The organism is Muriicola sp. Z0-33, from assembly GCF_026126425.1.
Classification (GTDB): domain Bacteria; phylum Bacteroidota; class Bacteroidia; order Flavobacteriales; family Flavobacteriaceae; genus JAFMPW01.
Genome location: NZ_JAFMPW010000041.1, coordinates 1 through 666, shown reverse-complemented (window position 1 = coordinate 666; position 666 = coordinate 1). Strand labels below are relative to the sequence as shown.

Genomic DNA, 666 nt, shown 5'->3' with positions numbered 1-666 from the left:
CGTTGTAGGTCATAAACTAAATTATGTAATGGAATATTCTGATTTACTAAATACTCTTGCGCAAATATCTTTAGGTACTCTAGGTTTTACAGGAGTTGTTGTTGCCTTAAAACATAGTGCAGATGATTGGGATAATTATGAAAAAATACGTTTTCAAGCTTTAGTCACTACTACTTTGACAGCTCTAGTGGGTTCTTTATTACCACAGATAATTAGTATAGCTACTGAGGATAATTCTCAAATCTGGAGGCTAGCAAACTTAGGTATTGGATTAATGCATCTTGCAAACTTTGGTTCAATTATTTACACTGCTGTCAAACATAAAATTAAACCAGAATATAGAGGATTCAAAGATATTTTGGACACAATAATTGGTCCAGCTCTGATAATATTACATTTTGTAGCTGCACTAGGTTACATTCCATGGCTCAAACTTTTGCTTGTTATTGGGATCTTACAACAGCTGTATATTGGAATTAGTAACTTTCTAGTATTCACTAGTTGGAAAAAAAGTTAATATAAACCGTTTACATCCTACAACAACGCATATAAAACATAGCCATGTTGGTTAAGCGAATTCAATTTCTTACATTTCTGTAAAAATAAAACGTGCGCTGAAAGAAACGAAGCCCAAAATCGGCTACGTTTTATATACGAGGACGTTGT

Annotated in this window: 1 protein-coding gene; it reads left to right on the top strand. The window is 33.2% G+C overall.

Features of this window, described 5'->3' with window-relative positions:
• A partial coding sequence (locus tag J1G40_RS18275; RefSeq protein WP_265244105.1) for a hypothetical protein occupies nt 1-517 on the top strand: 517 nt, incomplete at its 5' end.
• Nucleotides 518-666 lie beyond the last annotated feature (149 nt).